This window comes from Salmonella sp. K21076 (genome assembly GCF_039650795.1).
In the GTDB taxonomy this organism is placed as follows: domain Bacteria; phylum Pseudomonadota; class Gammaproteobacteria; order Enterobacterales; family Enterobacteriaceae; genus Salmonella; species Salmonella enterica.
The window spans coordinates 225,281-245,024 of the sequence record NZ_JBCLYA010000044.1; the positions used below are offsets into that span (position 1 = coordinate 225,281).

11 protein-coding genes and 2 pseudogenes are annotated in these 19,744 nt (G+C 51.2%); 6 read left to right on the forward strand and 7 right to left on the reverse strand.

Features of this window, described 5'->3' with window-relative positions; all coding sequences use genetic code 11:
• Position 1 precedes the first annotated feature (1 nt).
• Positions 2-811 (reverse strand): tripartite tricarboxylate transporter substrate-binding protein, encoded by an 810-nt coding sequence (locus tag AAYN39_RS12840; protein WP_000744418.1) that lies wholly within the window; start codon positions 809-811, stop codon positions 2-4.
• 154 nt (positions 812-965) lie between these two features.
• Between AAYN39_RS12840 and tctD the strand changes: the two genes are divergently transcribed.
• The 3 genes and pseudogenes from tctD (at position 966) to AAYN39_RS12855 (ending at position 4,188) form a co-directional block, all read left to right on the forward strand.
• On the forward strand, positions 966-1,640 hold the full coding sequence (gene tctD / locus AAYN39_RS12845; protein ID WP_001237936.1) for a transcriptional regulator TctD: 675 nt from the start codon (positions 966-968) through the stop codon (positions 1,638-1,640).
• Positions 1,627-3,042, forward strand: coding sequence for a sensor histidine kinase (locus tag AAYN39_RS12850; protein ID WP_000872343.1), 1,416 nt, complete (start codon positions 1,627-1,629; stop codon positions 3,040-3,042). Before tctD ends, AAYN39_RS12850 begins: the two co-directional genes overlap by 14 nt.
• 132 nt (positions 3,043-3,174) lie before the next feature.
• Positions 3,175-4,188: pseudogene (locus AAYN39_RS12855) on the forward strand (HoxN/HupN/NixA family nickel/cobalt transporter).
• Positions 4,189-4,909: 721 nt separating this feature from the next.
• Here AAYN39_RS12855 and AAYN39_RS12860 read toward each other — a convergent pair.
• Together AAYN39_RS12860 and AAYN39_RS12865 are read right to left on the reverse strand one after the other, a co-directional pair.
• Positions 4,910-5,806: an antimicrobial resistance protein Mig-14 gene (locus AAYN39_RS12860; protein ID WP_000701509.1), complete on the reverse strand. Its 897-nt coding sequence runs from the start codon at positions 5,804-5,806 to the stop codon at positions 4,910-4,912.
• 293 nt (positions 5,807-6,099) lie between these two features.
• Positions 6,100-7,029, reverse strand: coding sequence for a VirK family antimicrobial peptide resistance protein (locus AAYN39_RS12865; RefSeq protein WP_000178741.1), 930 nt, complete (start codon positions 7,027-7,029; stop codon positions 6,100-6,102).
• Positions 7,030-7,545: 516 nt separating this feature from the next.
• Between AAYN39_RS12865 and pipB2 the strand changes: the two genes are divergently transcribed.
• The 3 genes and pseudogenes from pipB2 (at position 7,546) to AAYN39_RS12880 (ending at position 11,800) form a co-directional block, all read left to right on the forward strand.
• Complete coding sequence (gene pipB2, locus AAYN39_RS12870; protein WP_001801692.1) at positions 7,546-8,598, forward strand: SPI-2 type III secretion system effector PipB2; 1,053 nt, start codon at positions 7,546-7,548, stop codon at positions 8,596-8,598.
• Positions 8,599-8,772: 174 nt separating this feature from the next.
• A pseudogene (locus tag AAYN39_RS12875) lies at positions 8,773-9,106 on the forward strand (hypothetical protein).
• A gap of 519 nt (positions 9,107-9,625) precedes the next feature.
• The gene (locus tag AAYN39_RS12880; RefSeq protein WP_001264105.1) at positions 9,626-11,800 is read left to right on the forward strand and encodes a TonB-dependent siderophore receptor; all 2,175 of its coding nucleotides are present in this window, start codon (positions 9,626-9,628) and stop codon (positions 11,798-11,800) included.
• A gap of 59 nt (positions 11,801-11,859) precedes the next feature.
• On the opposite strand, the gene AAYN39_RS12885 is transcribed toward AAYN39_RS12880, so the two are convergent.
• The 4 genes from AAYN39_RS12885 to iroB all read right to left on the reverse strand — a co-directional run bounded on the left by AAYN39_RS12885 (position 11,860) and on the right by iroB (position 19,015).
• Positions 11,860-12,777 (reverse strand): alpha/beta hydrolase, encoded by a 918-nt coding sequence (locus AAYN39_RS12885; protein ID WP_000274373.1) that lies wholly within the window; start codon positions 12,775-12,777, stop codon positions 11,860-11,862.
• Positions 12,778-12,808: 31 nt separating this feature from the next.
• Positions 12,809-14,053, reverse strand: a complete 1,245-nt coding sequence (locus AAYN39_RS12890; protein WP_001239947.1) for an esterase family protein — start codon at positions 14,051-14,053, stop codon at positions 12,809-12,811.
• 109 nt (positions 14,054-14,162) lie between these two features.
• Positions 14,163-17,819: a salmochelin/enterobactin export ABC transporter IroC gene (gene iroC, locus AAYN39_RS12895; RefSeq protein ID WP_001111827.1), complete on the reverse strand. Its 3,657-nt coding sequence runs from the start codon at positions 17,817-17,819 to the stop codon at positions 14,163-14,165.
• 80 nt (positions 17,820-17,899) lie between these two features.
• A complete protein-coding gene (gene iroB / locus AAYN39_RS12900; protein ID WP_001221113.1) occupies positions 17,900-19,015 on the reverse strand; it encodes a salmochelin biosynthesis C-glycosyltransferase IroB in 1,116 nt (371 codons plus the stop codon).
• Positions 19,016-19,744 lie beyond the last annotated feature (729 nt).

The following is a 19,744-nucleotide window of genomic DNA, read 5'->3' on the forward strand; positions in this document are numbered from 1 at the left end:
ATTATTTCGCGAGTCCGAAGGCTTTCGCCTGTTCACGGTAATCAGTAACCTGTTTTTTCACGTAGTCATCGAGCTGCTGGCCGGTCATGTCGAACTCAAACAGGCCGCGCAGATCGCGCTGCTTTTTAAACTCGTCGGTTTGCTGGAGCTTCTTGAAGGTATCCACCCACCACTGGTAATCGGCATCGCTGACTTTGGGCCCGACATAGAAGCCGCGAATAATCGGCCACACTAGGTCGTAGCCCTGTTCTTTAGCGGTAGGGACATTGGCAAGCTGGCCCAGCAGACGATTTTCTGAAAAGACGGCAAGGACGCGGATTTTGTCGCCGCCCAGATAAGGCACCATTTCACTGAGATCGCCGGAGACAACCTGAACATGGTTGCCCATTAATGCCGTCACCGGCTCGCCGCCGCCCTCAAAGGCAACGTAGCGCATCTTGTGCGGATCGACGTTCGCCTTTTGCGCCAGCAACGCCGACTTCATCCAGTCCTGGCTGCCAATAGAGGCGCCAGCGCCGATGACCACGCTGTTGGGATCTTTTTCCATCGCCGTCATCAGATCTTTCAGCGTCTTCCACGGGGAATCCGCACGCACGGCGATCATGCCGTAATCAGTGCCCACGCTTGCCAGCCAGCGCACATCATCCACGCCGTAGCGACCAAATTTCCCCTGCGACAGGTTGAGCAGCGAACCGCCGCCAGGTTTGGCTGGCGCGATACATTCCGTTCGCGACGGCGCCTCCTGTGCCAGAACAGAGGTACTCATTAATAAAATGCTTGCAGTAAGGGTACGAAGTAATTGTTTTTTCATTTTTTATCCTCACGCCGGACGTCCGGATTTTTCAGGTTCGGAAGAAGATTTTTGTGATTATGTGAGCCGACATGTAGCAGTTCGGTTGCGTGATTGTTAAAACAATAACCTTTCAATTCCCTTTCAATGCGGCAGAAACTTTACAGGATGTGATATGCGTCTCTTATTGGCGGAAGATAACCGTGAGCTGGCTCACTGGCTGGAGAAAGCGCTGGTGCAAAACGGCTTTGCCGTGGACTGCGTATTTGACGGCCTGGCGGCTGACCATCTTCTGCACAGTGAAATGTATGCGCTGATGGTGCTGGATATCAATATGCCGGGAATGGATGGACTGGAGGTGGTGCAACGGCTGCGTAAACGCGGTCAGACCTTGCCCGTTTTGCTGCTCACGGCGCGAAGCGCGGTGGCGGATCGCGTAAAAGGTCTCAACGTCGGCGCGGATGACTATCTGCCGAAACCCTTTGAACTGGAAGAGCTGGATGCCCGTTTACGGGCCTTGCTCCGACGCAGCGCTGGGCTGGTTCATGAAGTTCAGCAACTGGGTGAATTGATCTTTCATGATGAAGGGTATTTTCTGTTACAGGGACAGCCGTTAGCGCTGACGCCGCGTGAGCAGGCGCTCTTAACCGTATTGATGTACCGACGAACGCGGCCTGTCTCGCGTCAGCAGCTTTTTGAACAGGTGTTCAGCCTGAACGATGAGGTAAGCCCTGAAAGCATCGAACTTTATATTCATCGACTGCGTAAAAAACTTCAGGGAAGCGATGTACGAATTACGACGCTGCGCGGCCTGGGTTATGTGCTGGAGCGCGGCGATGAAGTGGGTTAAGCCGCAATCGTTGTACCTGCAACTCTTACTGTTCCTGGGGTTGCCGCTGATTCTGCTATGGGGGCTGTCGGCGTTTAACAGTTATGTCAATGCGCTACAGGCCGCCACTCAGGCTTATGATCGTACGTTGCTCTCCTCGGCGCGAACGGTATCGGAACGGCTGGTGGTGCGCAATAACCATCTGGAAGTTAACGTGCCCTGGGTGGTGCTGGATAGCTTCGAGCTTAATATGAATGATCGACTCTATTACAAAGTCGTCGACCCTTCCGGGAAGGTCATTTCCGGTTATGACGATCTGCCTGCCATGCCGCCCGCTACGCCCCGTACCCGGCTTTATCCGGCGCTGGCGTGGTTCTATCATACCGAGTATCGCGGCGAGGCGATCCGCGTAGCGCGTTTGCTACAGCCGGTCAACGAAGGCGGCATTATCGGCATGGCGGAGGTTTATGTCGCAGAAACGCTGCAGTCCCGTCGTTATCTGGCGGGCCAACTGCTGTTCTCTTCCTGGATCTCACAGGGGCTGCTGGTGTTGCTGACCCTGGTGCTGGTTGGCTGGTTATTACGCCGGATCCTGCGCCCTATGCGTCAACTTTCGTCATTAATGGTACGCCGCGAACCGGGTCTGTTAACGCCGCTGCCGGAACTGCTGCCGTGGTCGGAAACACGCTTGTTAATCGTGGCGTTTAATCGCTACATTGACAGGCTCCGCGGCATCCTTTCCCGGCAGGAACGCTTTAGCGCCGATGCTTCTCACCAGTTAAAAACGCCGCTGGCGGTGTTAAAAACGCAGGCGGCGGTGGCGTTAGCCAGCCAGCACCCTCATCACTGGTACGAAAGTCTGCAGGCGATGAGCGTAACGCTGGATAGCACCATTCAGCTCACGGAAAGATTGTTGCAACTTTCTGCGGTAAAGCATAAAGAGCAGGGCGAGAGGCGTTTTTCCCCGGTGAATCTGTACGATATCGTACAGAGCGGCTGCTTTACCCGCCTGGCGCAGGCGCGCAGTAAACATATCGACCTGGGCTACGAAGGCGAACAGGAAGCGATGTGGATCGAGGGGGATGAGGTACTGCTTAGCGAGCTGTGCGGAAACTTGCTGGATAATGCGCTGAAATACACGCCTGAGCAAGGCATTGTCACCGCGCGGCTTGAACGGGATGGCGATGCCGTGACGCTGGTTGTCGAAGATAGCGGCCCCGGCATTGATAATGAACACATCCATCTGGCGCTACAGCCGTTCCACCGGCTCGATAACGTAGGAAATGTGGCCGGGGCGGGCATTGGTCTGGCTTTGGTCAATGATATCGCACGCTTGCACCGTACTCATCCCCATTTTTCCCGTAGCGAAGCGTTGGGAGGGTTATACGTTCGGATACGCTTTTTAAGCCTTGTCCCGCAGTAATGCGCACAAATGTGTCAGCGGTAAAGCACGTTTACAAAAAGTCGCATCTTGAGGTGTGACGTTTTAATCAAATGATCATACATTCCCCCTACAAACCGTAGCGTTAATTAAAACTATAGTGGGTGCAGGGGCATGAATAATCATACTAAACGACGGGGAATAGCATTAACCGTCTTTCTTGTCGGGGTTAACATCCTGGCCTAGATTTGGGCGTTCTGTGTTTTTCATCACCATGCAGTCATGCTAAGCGCAGCCATACTGGCGTATAGCTTTGGGCTGCGTCATGCGGTTGATGCCGATCATATCGCAGCCATCGATACCGTCACCCGTAAACTGATGCAGCAGGGTAAAACGCCTTTAGGCGTGGGGGCGTTTTTTTCATTGGGTCATTCGACCATTGTCGTTCTGGCATGTCTGGCGATTGTTGTGACGTCGATGGCATTTCGCGATCGTATTGATGTTTTGCATCAATATGGTTCGTTGATTGGTACGGCTGTTTCCGCTTTTTTTCTGCTGGCGATGGCCCTGCTCAACCTGTTTATTTTGTTCAACGTCTGGCGGCAATTTCGCTCGGTTACCCGCGGCGAGTCAGTGGGGGCGCATGACGAGGCGATACCTGGCGGGCTGATGACGCGTATATTTCAGCGTACGTTTCGTTTGGTCACTTCCAGTTGGCATATGTATTTTGTCGGTTTTCTGTTTGGCTTGGGATTTGATACCGCAACCGAGGTTGGGTTGCTGGGCATTTCCGCTTCAGCAGCTAACCAGGGGCTATCTCTCTGGTCAATGATGATTTTTCCTGTGCTGTTTACCGCCGGGATGGCGCTGGTAGATTCCCTGGATAACTTTGTCATGGTCGGCGCTTACGGTTGGGCTTTCTCGCATCCATTACGTAAGCTTTATTATAATATAACCATTACCGCCGCATCCGTCATTGTCGCGCTGGCGATTGGCGGGCTTGAAGCGCTGGGGTTGATTGATGATGCGTTACAGTTAAGCGGAACATTTTGGCAGACCGTCAGCACGCTTAACGATCATATGGGGAATGTGGGCTTCTGGGTAGTGGGTGCTTTTGTGCTATTCTGGCTGCTCTCGTTGTTGAATTATCGCTGGCGCGGCTATGATAAAATCACCCTCAATACCTGATTGATTTCTGTAAAAATAGCATTTCGGCAGTGGTGTCATATCATTGCCGAAGCATTTTATCTCCTGAGAGTATATTCTTCCCGGTAAGTGCGTTATTTTTCATGCTTGCCTTTCGTTATCAATTTAAGCAATCCGATATAACATACAATACCAAAAATAATAATAACAGTTGTATACCCAAGAATCAGCCAGTCTGCATGTGTCATAATATAATCCAGTTATCAGGTATCCCGTGTTAAGACGATCTTTAAGCCTGTTGTCAGCAAGAACCACTGTACCCGTTCAGTGCTGTTGGCAATAACGTATTGTTTATGCACAAGAGCGTTGTTACAAATAACGTATACATTGAGCATAGACCTCACCCACATTTTTGTAATGCCATAAAGCAAGGCTACACCTTTAATCTACTGACGGTATGCCAGGCCAGAAGAGATAAAATGGTAGTTGTCATCATCATCTGTTCCTGACGCCAGGTTAATGACACACACATATGAAAATGTATAACCGCTGCACGCTTTTTAGCACGTTATCTGTAACATACCGTGTTAATCAATTCCATAAAACCGAGCATAGTGTAAGTGAATTTCGAGTAATTGTCATTATGATTATATGGTGGTTAACTTATTTTTTAAATTCTGATTAAATTTTCGTTTTTTATCATTTTATCAGGGTTTATGAAAAACCTGGGCGTAAAAAACATATTTACGTCCAGGCTTTCTTTTTAGCAAATCGATTTCCCGGTAAAATAGGGGGTCGACCACATGCGCTTATATTCCCATTCAGGCTTTAGTATGCCGATGGAGAAAAGCAATTTTTTTTGTCTTTCCTGGCAGTAATGTCTGGCACGGCTAATATTTAGCCACATTAGTATGCTGCCGGGACTGAGTGGCCTGCATTCATTTTTAATTGCACCATTAGATACGTCAAAGTAGACGTTCATCTGGCTTTCAGATTTCAGTACGATATCAAATGCACAGGGTATCCCTTCAATATAAAGAATATGCCCAAACAGAAGGTGATGCAGTTGACTAAAAAAGTTGGCAAGGTTATCAGCGGGATAGCAGGATGAAGTATTGCCGAAACGAGACCGAAATAACTCGATAAAAATATGAGTCAGTTCATCAGAAGAACAATCAGCAACGCTTTTTACACTTCCGCCTTTTTTAAGAAACCGCTGATATTCATTACGGCGTGTTTTTTCAAACTTAGAAGAGAACGTTTCTTTGACCAGACAATTTTGTTTCTTTCTGGCGAGTTTCCATATGGCATTGCGTATTTGTGGCTGATGCAACGCCGAAAGTCGGTTAGTACGATCGGGCAAGAAGCAGCGTAAATCTGGCGCCATCGGAATAAGTATCTCATCTGAAGATAGCGGGAAGGTTCTGCGCGTCAGGATGCCAATATTCTGATCATTACAGATAAAGTAGGCGCCTTTAATCTTATCATCTTCTTTATAGTGGAAGAATTTAAAATGCCAGTTATGGCGCTTCATAAAATAATCCACAATATCTGGGTGCATATTGATACTACCGCCGTATTGCGTAAACACCTCCCGGTATAGGGTAAAGGAAGACGGCTGCCAGCGGGTTAATATACGCTTAACTTCTTGTATTTTCACTAAAACTCCTGACTTAGCTTACTGAAAATTCTATTTTGTATTATTTTTTTGCTCAACCAAATAAAAATGTGACAAATGTTTAGCTTGTATTTAATGGTTAACATGCTAATCGATGACGTTATGGTGAAGGGAATAAGATTAAGATGTTGATCATAGCATGAATGAAAGCGACGGTTTAATGCCGCGCTTTTCACTCGCAAGCCATTCTGTATTTAACCATCCAGTAGCGATACAGATTTCAAAGAGATCCGCTGAACGGTAGCAGGATCTGCACATCCGCGTATGAAATAGTTCTACCGGGAGAGGCTGTTAACCTCTTGTATTATTGTATCCAGAATATGATAGCGCTTCCGATACTCTGCGCGTTTTTTGCTGGGGATACTTTCAGGCGCTTTACGCATCACCTGTGATGGCAGATGATATAAGGCACCTTTCTTAACGCCGTTTAGCGACTCCCAGAATTCACTATAGCTGGCCACAAAAGTTTTTTTCTTCTGGAATAAGTACCTGAGTTGACGATAAACATGGTTGTTTTCACTTACCGCGTAAATCTCGTCGACATTACAGGCCTGCATCAATGTCGCAAATGCTTCATACAGCATCCGTTTAGGAAAGAGACCGTAACAATCTTTGGTGGCGTTACGTATGACTTGTGGGCCGATATGTTTACTGGGCCCCTGTAACCCGGCAACCAGCGCTATTTGCTTCCCTTCATGGCGGATAAAGGAAAATGATAAACGTGCCAACGGCGTATCATTGAAGCACAGCGTTAATGTCAGTTCACCTTCTCTGTCATAGCCACAGGGACCGCAGTAGATATCTACCAGAGCACCGTTTTTTCCTTCCAGGTGAGCGAGTAAGATTTGTTCCTCGGACAGAAGGATCTTTTTAATTTTACTTTCCGGAAAGGACTGAACGAACTGGTAGTGTTCCAGAATAGCCTTTGCCCGGCAACGTATGCTAAGTCCGGTATACAAATAGGGCCGCTGGATTTTTGCCGGCAACAGTGGACGATGAATAATCAGCGTTCTGGGCTGAGACAGATGGCATAATTCATTGAAGTATTTAATTGTCGTTACGGGGTTAATAAGGCAACGTAATACAAATTTATAGCGAAACTTACGCTCTCCCCAGCGTTTATGGCGATAAGGCGTCTGCGCCATGACTTCTTTTAACATTAATAATGGATTATATCTTTCCATATCACTTTGCTGCATCGTCATACTACGTCCCTACTACTCGATAGACTTATAACCGAGACGGTAGCCTGATTGAGTTAAACGTAAAGGCAACGAAGAAGGCCTGTACAGACGACGTTGTTAAACAGTTTATCAATGGCAGCAATAAAACGCCTGAACGCGCTTTTTAATAGATTTTCTGCTAATGAGTGGGATGAGTCCTGAACGTAGTATTAAAACGAATGCCGTGTTTATTATTTTAAATAATGTTTATACTCTAAATAATTCGAGTTGCAGGAAGGCGGCAAGCGAGCGAATCCCCAGGAGCTTACTAAAGTAAGTGACTGGGGTGAGGGAACGCAGCCGCAGCACATGCAACTTGAAGTATGACGAGTATAAGCCAATATATTTATTTGGCTGGTATTGTGTAAGTCAGACAGCAACGCGTCGTGATGCGTGATTATGTAACCAGACGCAAAGGGGGTATTCACCTTATTTCTAAATGCAAATCTAATGATAAATTTTATCATGTACTGTGTTGCTCTCTCTGGGAGAAAATATATGCAGCGTTCACTCGATAGTCTGGCTGGTATGGCTACATCTGCTTTTGGCGCGGGGACTTCTGCTGCTATGCGGCAAGCTACCTCGCCCAAAACCATTCTGCAACATATCATTAACTTTTTTACCTGTGGTGGGATACGTCGGAGAAATGAAACACAATATCAGGAATTGATAGAGACTATGGCTGAAACATTGAAAAGTTCAATGTCTGACAGAGGTGCTCCGTTGCCAGAAAACATCATCCTGGATGATGTGGATGGGTGTCGTGTCGAATTTAATCTTCCTGGTGAGAATAACGAAGCTGGACAAGTTATTGTACGAGTCAGTAAAGGCGACAATTCTGAGACAAGAGAAATTCCGCTTGCCTCTTTTGAAAAAATATGTCGAGCTTTACTATTCAGATGCGAATTTTCTCTTCCTCAGGATTCTGTAATATTAACTGCCCAGGGAGGCATGAATCTTAAAGGCGCTGTCCTTACCGGAGCAAATCTGACGGCAGAAAATTTATGTGACGCAGACTTAAGCGGCGCAGATTTAGAGGGGGCAATACTGTTTATGGCGGATTGTGACGGTGCAAATTTTAAGGGCGCAAATCTATCGGGAGCATCATTAGGCGACAGTAACTTAACGAACGCCTGTCTGGAAGATAGTATTATGTGTGGCGCTACCCTCGATCGCGCTAATCTTACTGGCGCCAATTTACAACACACAAGTCTGTTAGGCTGTAGCATGGTAGAATGTAATTGTTCCGGTGCGAATATGGATCACGCTAATGTTTCAGGCTCAACCCTTATACGTGCCGATATGAGCGGTGCGACATTAAAGGGTGCTACTATAATGGCTGCTATTATGGAAGGCGCTGTCTTAACTCGGGCAAACCTGCAAAAGGCTAGTTTTACTGCTACGAACCTGGACGGGGCTGATTTGTCTGAGGCTAATTTAAGAAATACCAGTTTTAAAGATTGTACACTAACCGATTTGCGTACCGAAGACGCCACAATGTCTACAAGTACACAAACACTTTTTAACGTATTTTATAGTGAAAATATTTAGCCCTATTTGACGTAAATCTGAAATAAAAGCAATGTAAGAATAACAATCTGCTACTGAATAGTAGCTGAGAGTTAATTATTTACAGTATCTTTTATTATTACAGGAGTATGCGCCGGTAAAAATATCTGAATAACCATTTCTATTTTCTCAAGTAGAACTTCCAACTAAAGCGAATTGTTTGAAAAGGAAAACGTTATGCCTGGATGTATAAGTGCCTGTTCGTGCGTTGCCAGCCCGACGCCTCCCGATCCTAAGGCCCCCCCCTAAGCCTAAGTGGATAGAGTTAAAAGGTTATTGTGTTACATGTACTAGTCAGGAGGATATTCGTCCACCTAAAGAGGGTGAACCAAAGCAAAAAATGACACCCAGCGAGTTAGTGCTGTTACGAGGTCTTTTAAAAGACCTGGGGGTAACACAACATCCCTGGCAAGACCCGACAGTAAAATCCACTAACTGTGGGTTGCCATATTTTCCAGTAGATCCTGGAGAACGAGAAACCGATGTTTGATGGTTTTCTGTCTGCAAAGCGCCTGATAATTATTACCAGGCGCTTTGTATTTTGGCGCCAACATCACTTTCATTGTCATATATCGAATGACTACAATCGTATCCGATCCCGCCATTACCCTGACGGCAAACTGTAAGAACGGTTTGCCGTCGACAGGGAAGCGCCGGTGAACTCTGAACCGCACTATACCATCTTACCTGGGTGTTTATTATCATTAACGCTTTGAAAAATAGTTTTATTTTATCTATTCCTGTTTTGTAAAACCTCCGCTCAGTAGGCGCATTCTGCCACCCTTCCCGGATTTATTGGCAAAGCGGAGCCCGGACAGAGAGTCATATTGCAAAATCCCGTTTCTGTTTTCTTATGACCAGATTTTGCGGTCGAAAGATTGCCTTTTTCTTAATTGAATGATAATTATTATCATTAGCATATGATAATAATTACTATATAGCCGTAACCTGGCAAGGATGTGAGCTTGAGGGCAACAGCGCTACTTTAGACATTATTTAGGGAATGGGTATGAGAGTTAAGAAGTTCATCTGGTTAATAACCGTGGTTTCTACAGGGATTAATAGTCCATTATCAGCAGCAGAATCTACAGACGACAACGGCGAAACGATAGTGGTTGAATCCACTGCCGAGCAAGTATTAAAGCAACAGCCGGGCGTTTCGATTATTACTCGTGACGATATTCAGAAGAATCCTCCCGTTAACGATCTTGCCGATATTATTCGTAAGATGCCTGGGGTTAATCTTACCAGCAATAGCGCCTCGGGGACGCGCGGAAATAACCGACAAATTGATATTCGTGGTATGGGGCCGGAAAATACCTTAGTGCTGATTGACGGCGTGCCGGTGACGTCGCGAAATTCGGTTCGCTATAGCTGGCGCGGAGAACGCGACACCCGTGGCGATACGAACTGGGTGCCGCCGGAGATGGTAGAACGTATTGAAATGATCCGTGGGCCCGCCGCCGCGCGCTATGGCTCCGGTGCCGCAGGCGGGGTGGTGAACATCATCACCAAACGCCCCACTAACGACTGGCATGGCTCGCTGTCGCTTTATACCAACTACCCGGAAAGCAGCAAAGAAGGTGACACCCGGCGGGGTAACTTTAGCCTTAGCGGCCCGTTGGCTGGTGATACGTTGACGATGCGCCTGTACGGTAATCTCAACAGAACCGATGCCGACAGCTGGGATATTAACTCCTCCGCCGGTACCAAAAATGCCGCCGGACGGGAGGGGGTCACCAATAAAGATATTAATAGCGTCTTCTCATGGAAAATGACCCCGCAGCAAATCCTTGATTTTGAAGCGGGATACAGTCGGCAGGGGAATATCTATGCCGGCGATACGCAAAACAGTAATTCAAACGCGGTTACCAAAAGTCTGGCGCAGTCCGGGCGGGAGACCAATCGCCTGTACCGGCAGAATTACGGTCTAACTCATAACGGCATCTGGGGCTGGGGGCAAAGCCGCCTGGGGTTCTACTATGAAAAAACCGATAATACCCGCATGAATGAGGGACTCTCCGGCGGCGGCGAGGGGCGTATTACCAACGACCAGACGTTCACCACTAACCGCCTGACCTCGTATCGCACCAGCGGCGAGGTGAATGTCCCGGTGATATGGCTATTTGAGCAAACGCTCACCGTCGGCGCGGAGTGGAACCGCGATGAGCTGAACGATCCTTCCTCTACCAGTCTGACGGTTAAGGATAGCAATATCGCCGGGATTCCCGGTTCGGCGGCTAACCGTAGCAGTAAAAATAAATCGGAAATCAGTGCGCTGTACGTTGAAGATAATATCGAACCCATGGCCGGTACCAATATTATTCCGGGTCTGCGTTTTGACTATTTGAGCGAATCCGGGAGTAATTTTAGTCCCAGTCTTAACCTTTCCCAGGAGTTAGGTGAATTCGTCAAGGTGAAAGCCGGTATTGCCCGGGCCTTTAAGGCACCGAACTTGTATCAAACCAGTGAGGGGTATTTACTCTATTCGAAAGGCAACGGTTGTCCAAAAGATATTACGTCGGGCGGCTGTTACCTGGTTGGTAATAAGAACCTCGATCCTGAAATTAGTATCAATAAAGAGATTGGGCTGGAATTTACCGTAGACGATTATCACGCAAGCGTAACGTATTTCCGTAACGATTATCAGAATAAGATTGTCGCAGGTGATCAGATTATTGGCAGAAGCGCATCTGGCGCTTATGTATTGCAGTGGCAGAACGGCGGTAAAGCGCTGATTGAAGGTATTGAAGCCAGCATGGCTGTTCCGCTGATGCCGGACCGTCTGAACTGGAATACCAATGCGACTTATATGATCACTTCTGAGCAAAAAGATACCGGTAATCCCTTATCGATAATCCCGAAATATACGGTGAATACCTTCCTCGACTGGACTATCACCAACGCGCTCTCCGCTAACGTCAACTGGACGTTATACGGCAAGCAAAAACCGCGAACACATGCGGAGTCGCGTAGTGAAGAGACCAAAGGATTGTCCGGGAAAGCGCTGGGGGCTTACTCACTGGTCGGCGCTAACGTTAACTACGATATCAATAAGAACCTGCGTCTTAATGTCGGTATCAGCAATATCTTCGATAAACAGATCTATCGCTCCGCCGAAGGGGCAAATACCTATAACGAACCGGGTCGGGCTTATTATGCCGGTGTGACGGCCTCGTTTTGATGGGTTATGCCCGCCGCTGGCGGGCATATTCTGGCGACGGGTTAATGGCAGCGTGGTTCTTAGCTTGCCGGTTCGCGACTGATACCCAGCAATGCACTACGAAAAGAGGCGTTAAACATGGGCCCGTGGCCCAGGCCCGGGTAATGCTGCAGGGCCGCGTTAACGCCGTTGTTCTCAAGCGTTCTCACGGTCTCCTGAACTTTTTGCAGGAGCTCGGCCATCTGGCGTTGCCTGCTATCCCCATTCGACGCTGAACCTTCCATTATGATGAGTTTTTTATGGCAGAACGGCGACGGCTTCACTGCCGTAAGGCGATTCAACAGGGCAAAGTTATCCCTGCTGAGTGACGGGCTGGCGCTGTAATAGATATGAAAGAAGGATGACGACAGCCAGGAGTCCAAAACGAACAGGCCGCCATAAGAATGTCCCCATATCCCGCGCCGTTCGGGGTTGATGGTTATTCCTTGTTCCACCTGCGGCGCGATATGTCTCTCCAGTAGCTGGCGGAACGCTGGCCCGCCGCCGGTCTTACGATGAAAACGCGGGTTATTTTCACTGTCATCGCGATCGATTCCCGGCGCCGGCGTATAGTCATAAGCTCTGCCGTTAAGATCAAACGGCAGGTTAGTCTGATAGCCAATCGCCACAATCACCGGCGGCGAGTGGTCTGCCAGTTGTTTGAGCAGCGTCTCCGGCAGCCTGTCCATCACTGCGTTGCCGTCCAGCATATATAAGACAGGATAACCCGACGGCGGGGCGGCTTTATTGGGAATAGCGGTCCATACCCGGTAATGTCTTGCGCCATCGGCAGATTGAAAGTCATTGACCCTAAAATGGTAATATCCCGAACCTTTATCAGCCATATTCGGCCCTAATGGCTGCATATCCGGCTGCGCATAACTCAGCGCGCTAAAACAAAAACTCACTAAAAATAGCGCCACGCGATAGCACTTGTTGTGGTACTGGCGACCATACATCGGATGTTATTCCTTTTTGGCAGGTGAAGTTTTATCGGGGCAGTAGACGTAATCCGTCAATCAGCGCGCCGCGCCACCAGGCATAATCGTGACCGCCGGTGTACACGCAGCAATGGCTTTCAACACCGGCGGCGCGCAATTTTTCATGCAACTGTTTGACCTGCGGGACCGTCGAACCTTCCAGCGATCCCACGCACAGATGCGTACGTACGGCTGGCGAGGGCGCGGATAACACATGTTCGCTGACCCATGAGCGCTCTTCTGCGCTGAAATGGGGCGGGCGATTGCGGTTGTCCGGCGTCCACCACATTGAGGGGGAGTGGCTCAGCACCAGGCCGAAGCTCTCTGGCGCGTGGCGGGCCGCCATCAGCGCGGTCACGCCGCCGAGGCTTTGCCCTGCCAGCACCGTTTGTGTACGGTCCGCCCACTGTCGTTCCGGGTATTTGGCGCGAAGGGTTGGCAGCAGGCGTTCGGCAATGTCGAGCACCAGCTCGCGGCGACCGCCGAGGATTGCGACGCGTTCACGCGCATTGATATTATCAACGCCGAGTACGGCCACCGGCGCGATGCGTCCGCTGCGGATGGCGGCGTCAATGGCGGCGCTTACCCCAAGATGGTCGAACCAGATCTCGCCATCCGTGAGTACCAGCAAGCCCAGCGGTTGTTCGACAGGAACGTCAGGAAGATACAGCCGCACACGGCGACGTTGTCCGGCGAGCCGATGTTCTGAGGTGAAAAGCTGCCCGGCGTAAGCGCGACAGCCTGACCACTCCTCCTGTGCCGGGGCATGATCCAACGCCAGAACGGACTCCTGCGCATTGCCCCGAACATTTATTCCCGGCGTGCTGTTCAGTGGGTCCGCCTTCCCGACAAGGGAGGCGAAACGGCTTCCAAGCTGCAACACCGTCTCGTCCGGGGTTTTCGGTGGTATTTCGACCATCGTATAGGAACCGCAGTAGGACGCCGGTAAGCGAAGCGTCAGATGCCAGATATCCGTTGTGGGCAGTTGCGTCATCATACCTTTCGCCACGTTATCTTTATCGGTGACACGGTTCAGGCGAACATAAACCCCCCGCAGAGGAGAGGCGGCACGCCACAGGAAGGTGACTTCCCGTTCATCGTCTGCGCCGTTAATGGCTGTCACCAGCGGCAGCGCGAGCGAGTTTGCTTCTCGCCAGAAGTGAGAAGCGTCAACCTGGCTTCCGGCGGCGAGTTGACGGCGAAGGCGCGTAGCGGTCTGTATAGCGACAGGAGCGACGGGCGGGCTCAGTCTCATTCTTTGTATTCCATCTCGTTTATATTTCGGTCAGTATCAATAGCTAAAGCGGCTGTTACAGGAACAGCCGCTTGCGGGCTTTCTTTTGCGTAAATCGTGGCGATAAAAACTATCCTACGACCTCTCCTTGCGTATCGCGTGTCTGGCCGACGCTGGCCCGCCACAGACGAGCATACAGGCCATGAGCCGCTATCAACTGCTCATGGCTGCCATATTCAGCGATACATCCTTTATCGATTACGACAATAACATCGCAGCGGCGAGCGGTGGTCAGTCGGTGCGCGACGATAAGCGCGATGCGTTTCTCGGTATGCGTCACTCCGGTAAGCGAGGTTATTAAGCGCTCCTCGGCGCTGCGGTCGATACGTGCTGTCGCCTCGTCGAGCAGCAGAATGTGCGCCTGTGCCAGTTGGGCGCGCGCGAGGGCAATCAACTGACGCTGGCCCGCGGACAGATCCGTGCCGCCGTTATTGACCGGAGTACGAAACCCCAGCGGCAGATGTTGCACAGTTTCAAAGAGTCCCGCCTGTCGCGCCGCGATCTCCACCTCCGTGTCGCTGCTGTCTGGCCGCGAATAGCGGATATTTTCGGCAATATCGCCGCTAAATAATGCGACATCCTGGGTGACCAGCCCCGTCTGGCGACGATAATCACTAAGCGACGCGGCATCAATTAGGCGCTCACCGACACGGATTTGCCCGCTGCCGGGAGAGTAGAGCCCGGCCAGCAGCTTGATCAGCGTCGATTTGCCGGCGCCGCTACGTCCGACCACCGCGACTACCGTTCCTGGCGGAATGGTGAGCGAGAGATTATCAAGCACAGGTTGCGTTTTTTCGGGATAGCGGAATGTCAATGCCTCCAGACGTAGCGCGCCGCCAGTGCCAGGCGTTATGGAGGACGGTTCAATATTCTCCGTTTCCTCAGTCGCCAATAGCGCATTGATATGTTTGCCGCTGGCGGTCGCCTGCTGCCAGGAATCAACAATGCCTGACAACTGCTGTACCGGGCCATAAAATTGTCCCAATAGCAGGAAGAACGCCGCCAGTATCCCGGGCGTCATTTCGCCTTCGGCGACCCGGGTCGCTCCGATTAAAAGCACGGCGGCATAGGCAGCCTCGGTGCAGAAGGTCAGGAACGGAAAATAGACAGCAAGGTATTTTTGCGCCCGCACGCGGGTGGCGCGGAAGTTGTCTGATAACGCCCGTAGCCTGGCGGCTTCCTGCTTCTGTTGACCGTGTGACTGCACTACCCGCATACCGGAGACCTTTTCCTGAAGCGTACTGTTCACCTTACCAATTTCCAGCCGTGCCTGGGCGTAAGCAGGCGAGCTCAAACGGCGGTAAATCCACGTCGCCAGTATCACTACAGGTACGGCGCTTAATGCCGTTAACGCAAGAATGGGGTCAAGCCAGAACATTGCCGCGGCGATAGCGACCATCGTCACGATGCTGGTGGCCGCGCTGGCAAGACCGTTTTGCAGAAATCGGGCGAGTGAATCAACGTCGACGGTCATGCGAGTAAGACGCGAGTCGATGTGCTTCTCGTGCCAGGGAAGACTCAGGCGTAGCAGGTGGCTGAAGCTGCGTAAGCGTACCGTATGCTGTACCGACTCTGCCGCGCGGGCGGCGAAGATCGTTTGCAGCGCATAGCAGCACCAACCGATCGCCACCAGGCACAGCGCGAGCAGGGCGCATATGCCAATAGTCGACATATCCCCTGCGGCAACGCCTGAGTCAATACCGCGCTGCAAAAGCACCAGCACGCCAACGCCTGCGGCGGAATCAAGCGCGATAAGCAGGGCGGCGATGACGAACATCCAGGCTACTGGCGTCAGCAGCGATGAGACTTGACTCCCGTGGCCTGCCAGCGCCATCTGTACGGCGCGTTCCGGAACGCGCGTCATCCGGTCGACAAAACCTTTTCCGGCGGTTGTCTGGCGCTCATGCGCGTCGTCGGATTTTACCGCCTGCGTTGTTGGCCATAGCGTACGTTGTTCTGCCGGGGCAAGGGCGAGAAAATCCCCCTCGCCGCTCATCAGCGAGCGAAACGTCGGACACCTTGCATCCAGCTCCGCCTGGGTACCGATATCCACGACGCGGCCTTTATCCAGCACGACGATCCGATCGGCTAACTGCAGTGTTGAACGGCGGCGTGCAATCACCAGCAGCATATGCTCATTATCGGCATAACGACCAAGAGCCGTGTTAATTTCCGCTTCAGTACCGGCATCGACCGCCGAGGTGGTGTCATCGAGAATCAGCAGTTCCGGCGCGGTAATCAGTGCCCGGGCTAGCGCAATACGCTGGCGTTGGCCGCCGGAGAGGTTGCTTCCGCGTTCGGTCAGTCGGGTGTTGAACCCCTGCGGTAGCGCATTGATGAACCCGCTGGCGCCTGCGGCATCGGCGGCGCGTCGAATGTCGTCCTGAGTCGCTTGCGGGTGCCCATAGGCGATGTTTTCCGCCACCGTACCGGCAAACAGAAACGCGTCTTCAAAAACTACGCCAACGCGACGACGAAGCGCCGTCAGTTTCAGGTCGCGAATATTCTGTTGACCCGTAGTGGTGTTGAGCCATACTCCGCCGGAGGTGGGATCGTAAAAGCGCGCCAGCAACATCAGCAATGTTGATTTCCCGGAGCCGGATGCGCCAACCACCGCCACGGTTTCACCGGCGTGAATGGAAAACGAGATCTCATTGAGGATACGGTTACCGTTGTCGTAGTGGAAACTCATCTTCTCCACGTCCAGCCCGATAATCTGACCCTCAACCGACTCAGTACCGTCTTCCATGCGAGAACGCGTGTCGATAAGCGCGAAGACGCGCTCTACCGACGCCTGTGTGCGCTGTGCGATAACCAAAAACGATGCCAGTACGCGGGTAGGGCCGGTCAACATAGCGAGAAAACTCGCGAACGCTACGAAGGTTCCCAGATCGATGCGCCCGTTCATCACCGACCAGCCGCCATAGCACAGCAGGACGATCTGCCCTATCACCGGTAGCGCCAGCATGGTTGCGCCCGGCATCGCCTGCGAGATAGCGGCACCGATCCGTACCCGCACCATCTGCCGCGACTGACCATCGAGCCAACGCGTTTCGCGTAACTCCGCCACGCAGGACTTCACCACTGAGATCTGTTCCAATACTTCGCGCATATGTTCCGTCATGTGCGCCAGCCGGTCTGAGGCAAGCCCCGTTTGCGCGAAAACACGGCGACGGGCGCGCAGGGCGGTAATAGCAAGGGCGGCCAGTACGCAAATCACGATAAGCGTCATGGATGGCGACATCCATAGCATCACCGCGATACCGGCCACATAGTAAGTGAGCACCGCCAGCGGCACCGGACACATCTGTAGCAAGGTGTGTACCTGTTGAAGATCGCTGTTGGTACGCGAAATGACCTGCCCGGTACGCAAGGCGTCCTGGCCTGCGCCGTCCAGTTTTTGAATACTGTCGAACGCACGGCTACGTAACGTATGCTGAACCCACAACGAGAGTTCTCCGGCATAGCCGCGGCGCACGTAATTCCCGATAAAATCAAAAAGGGCAATTAACAGCAGGCCGCAGGCAAGTAACGGCAGGCGGGTCGTATCGCCTGCTATCGCGTCATTGACGGCCTGACGCGTTATTAGCGGCGTCAGCGCAGCCAGTAAAATGGTCGATACTGATGCTACGATGACAATGATGCTCAGTGTTTTACGTTCCCAACACACGCGGGCAAGGCGAACTATCCAGGCACGAGCGGGCATGGGGGAATGAGTCGCGGGCATTAAGCCTCCTTATCGGTGAAAGATGAGTTATGGCGACACAGTCTGGGCTCAGCCGCCATATTGTCATTGCGCTGCCGCGGTTAGCCGTGTTGCAGCATGGCGATCAGTTTTTTTGCCACCTCGGTCGGGCAAGGCTGGGCCGCCATTTCCGCCGCGACTTCCTGCGACGTCTCGCGAAGCGCGCGATTACCGAGAAAGGTATTGATCATGCTGCTCGTAAGTCCGCTCTTACCGGGAATAATGCCGCATCCGCGCTCGACCACGGCGCGGGCATTGACAGGTCTGTCGGCACCCTGGCCAAAGACTATCTGCGGAATGCCGGCATGCAGCGCCGTCAGAGTGTTGCCTGCGCCGCCATGGTGGATAAAACCGTCGGCGCCGTTAAGGAAAATGCCCATCGGAAGCCAGTCGACCAGACGGACATTCGGCGGCAGAGAACGTAAATCCGAGCGGGCGTTTGCCGGAAGATGCAGAATGATTTCGGCATCTACTTCGCTGGCAGAATCCATTACCCAGGAAATCAGATCCAGGCCATCCACCATCGGTTTGACGGTGCCGAGGCTAACCAGAAGACGCTTGCGATCAGGTGTACGTTCCCACCATTCTTCCCAGACGGCGCCGCCGTTATACGGGACGTATTGCATGGAGATAACCGGCTCTCCGTCATTTTGCAGTATGCTCATGCTGGGCGGTGTGACGTCTATCCACGCCAGATCTCTTGGTGGCGCGCTGACCCCATGGCGGCGGTAGGCGTTAGAAAGTGATTTCGTCACGCCTTTGATGTGCCAGGGCGTATGACCGAAGCCGACGGTTTGCATTACTACCGGAATGTCATACTTAGCGGCAATCAGTGGTCCAACGACCCCAAGGGGAGGATAGACGATGAGATCTGGCCGCCACTGTCCGGCGAACGCGACCAGCGGGTCGGTCATCTCTTCGCTGAAAAATGAGAAGTTCCCCATTTTTGTTCCAATGTTATTTTCTTTTCGCAATGCCTCCTGACGGCGATAACCCGCTTCCGAATCGAAACCAGGCGCAGCGTCAAATACCACCAACCCAGCTTCTGCTGCTTTCTGTGCAAATTTTCCACCGCTTGCAATCAGCACTTCATGGCCATTAACACGAAACGCTTGCGCCAGGGACAGCACAGGGTATAGCAGTCCATACAGTGGTGGACCGACAAACAGAATACGCATGAGAAATCCTCTCTCTCCACGTCATAAATCGAATAAGTCGTTAATGAGAATGATAATAATTACCAATATCATTTGAAAAATGCAATAATAAATACGACCCTTGATCATGTGATGATTTTTTGCGTAAAAATCGGGGAAGAGGAGAGCGTTAAGCGGTGAAGTTTGGTTTCAGGCTTATTTACGCGCGTATGGTCGAGAAGGCAAAACGCCAGGATTGGGGAACTGGATTCGCATACCAGACGCCCGTGGATTATTAATGATAACTTCGCAAATAACCTTTCAGACAATGCGGTAAACGTACCGACAGCAAGGTAACGGGAAACGCAGGGAGTAGTATTGATAACACGTTGCGGGGCAATTTAATGGTGTCCGGCGGCAGATCGTGTCTGTGCAGACTTTCCGGCGTTAAATCCCGTATCACCTGCGAACCTGGACTATCTCTGTGGTATCAACTCTGTAGTAATTTTGTCCCCTTCGTCTTCATTAGCCAATGAAACCGGCTTTAACGTCACCGTTCGAATGTTGCGAACGAACAGCTCCTTATGCGGACTATCGTCACCGCTCTGCGATTTTTATAGCGCACCAGCCACACGATTTATTGGTTCTTGAAAACCAACGTTTATGAAAATGCAGAGATAACGGCTAACTGGCATCATCTCCGGTTTTTATTCAGGGGGATGATCATGCTTATTGGCTATGTACGCGTGTCAACAAATGACCAGAACACCG

Excerpts from the sequence above, each read along its gene's own strand:
- iroC (WP_001111827.1), bottom strand. The coding sequence starts at position 17,819 with ATGCCCGCGACTCATTCCCCCATGCCCGCTCGTGCCTGGATAGTTCGC.
- iroB (WP_001221113.1), bottom strand. The coding sequence starts at position 19,015 with ATGCGTATTCTGTTTGTCGGTCCACCACTGTATGGACTGCTATACCCT.
- AAYN39_RS12885 (WP_000274373.1), bottom strand. The coding sequence starts at position 12,777 with ATGTATGGTCGCCAGTACCACAACAAGTGCTATCGCGTGGCGCTATTT.
- pipB2 (WP_001801692.1), top strand. The coding sequence starts at position 7,546 with ATGCAGCGTTCACTCGATAGTCTGGCTGGTATGGCTACATCTGCTTTT.
- AAYN39_RS12840 (WP_000744418.1), bottom strand. The coding sequence starts at position 811 with ATGAAAAAACAATTACTTCGTACCCTTACTGCAAGCATTTTATTAATG.
- AAYN39_RS12880 (WP_001264105.1), top strand. The coding sequence starts at position 9,626 with ATGAGAGTTAAGAAGTTCATCTGGTTAATAACCGTGGTTTCTACAGGG.
- AAYN39_RS12865 (WP_000178741.1), bottom strand. The coding sequence starts at position 7,029 with ATGACGATGCAGCAAAGTGATATGGAAAGATATAATCCATTATTAATG.
- AAYN39_RS12890 (WP_001239947.1), bottom strand. The coding sequence starts at position 14,053 with ATGAGACTGAGCCCGCCCGTCGCTCCTGTCGCTATACAGACCGCTACG.
- AAYN39_RS12850 (WP_000872343.1), top strand. The coding sequence starts at position 1,627 with ATGAAGTGGGTTAAGCCGCAATCGTTGTACCTGCAACTCTTACTGTTC.
- tctD (WP_001237936.1), top strand. The coding sequence starts at position 966 with ATGCGTCTCTTATTGGCGGAAGATAACCGTGAGCTGGCTCACTGGCTG.